This is a genomic window from Streptantibioticus parmotrematis (assembly GCF_019890615.1).
Lineage (GTDB): Bacteria > Actinomycetota > Actinomycetes > Streptomycetales > Streptomycetaceae > Streptantibioticus_D > Streptantibioticus_D parmotrematis.
This window is the reverse complement of record NZ_JAINVZ010000059.1, coordinates 1-1207: the sequence shown is the minus strand read 5'-3', so window position 1 is coordinate 1207 and position 1207 is coordinate 1. Positions and strand designations below refer to the sequence as shown.

The 1207-nt window shown below is 67.0% G+C and carries 2 protein-coding genes; one reads left to right on the top strand and one right to left on the bottom strand.

The window, feature by feature from the left end; translation table 11 throughout:
• Window positions 1-4: 4 nt before the first annotated feature.
• Window positions 5-819, top strand: a protein-coding gene (locus K7472_RS32210) for an IS5 family transposase (RefSeq protein ID WP_222982798.1) whose coding sequence is annotated in 2 segments (ribosomal slippage) — window positions 5-341 and window positions 341-819 — 816 coding nt in all. Because the reading frame shifts where the segments join, the coding sequence is not laid out codon by codon here.
• Here the strand turns inward: K7472_RS32210 and K7472_RS32205 are convergent.
• Window positions 811-1207: DUF5959 family protein (locus tag K7472_RS32205; protein WP_222982796.1), on the bottom strand; the 397-nt coding region annotated here is incomplete at its 5' end. The two genes, K7472_RS32210 and K7472_RS32205, sit on opposite strands and share 9 nt — an antisense overlap.

Here is a 1207-nt window from a genome sequence, read left to right as displayed (position 1 = left end):
CGGGGTGGCTCGATCGAAGCCATGGGATGTCGATGACGAACTGTGGGCGTTGATCGAACCGCTCCTGCAGGAGGTCGAGCGTCGCACTCGGCATCCTGGGCGGAAGCGGCACCCGGACCGGTTGGTGTTCCAGGGCATCCTTTTCGTGTTGCACACGGGGATCGCGTGGGAACACCTGCCGCAGAAGCTCGGCTTCGGCTCGGGCATGACCTGCTGGCGCCGCTTGGCCGAGTGGACCGAGGCTGGCGTATGGCCCCGGCTGCACCAGGAACTCCTGGCGAAGCTGCGCGGCGCGAACGTCCTGGACTTCTCCCGGGCGGCGGTCGACGGCTCTCACATTCGAGCGCTAAAGGGGGCCCCAAGACGGGACGAAGTCCTGTTGACCGGGGCAGGGCGGGCAGCAAGCACCACCTGATCACCGACGCCACCGGCATCCCGCTCGCCGTCACCCTGACCGGTGGCAATCGCAACGATGTCCCCCAGCTCATTCCGCTGCTCGAAGCCGTTCCACCGGTGCGGGGCAAGCGCGGCCGGCCCCGGCGCCGCCCGGACATCGTGCTCGGTGACCGCGGCTACGATCACGACAAGTACCGCCGCCTCGTCTGGGCCCTCGGTGTGAAGCCGGTGATCGCCCGACGTGGCACCGACCACGGCTCAGGACTGGGCACCCAACGCTGGGTCGTGGAGCGTGCGCTCGCCCACCTGCACTGGTTCCGCCGCCTGCGGATCCGCTGGGAGATTCGCGACGACATCCACGAAGCCTTCCTGACCCTCGGGTGCGCCCTCATCTGCTGGCGGCGATTTGTCTCCCTACCCTGAAAGCATCGGAACCCAGTGATCCATCACCTGGCGCAGACGCTGGCGGTGGTCAGCAATCCAGTCGTCCGGCGGGACGAGCGGGACCCGCACAGTGACCATGGACCCGGATTCATCCTCCACGACCACCTCCGGGCAGCCACGCTCGCCCTTGAGCTGGATGAAAATAGACGGCCCGCTACTCATCTCCATCCAGGCCACGTCTTCGCCGGCGTCAAGCCGGTCCAGTGCGTCGGCCCAGCTTTCCAGCCTCGCAACGTACAGCGCCAGGTCGATACGGCCGGACACGAAGGGCGTCTCGACAACGATTTCTGCGTCGAGCCCAATGGCCCACCTGGGGCTACGTCCCAGAACGTTGACCGAGACGCTGTTGCCCTCGTCATCAGCGAGC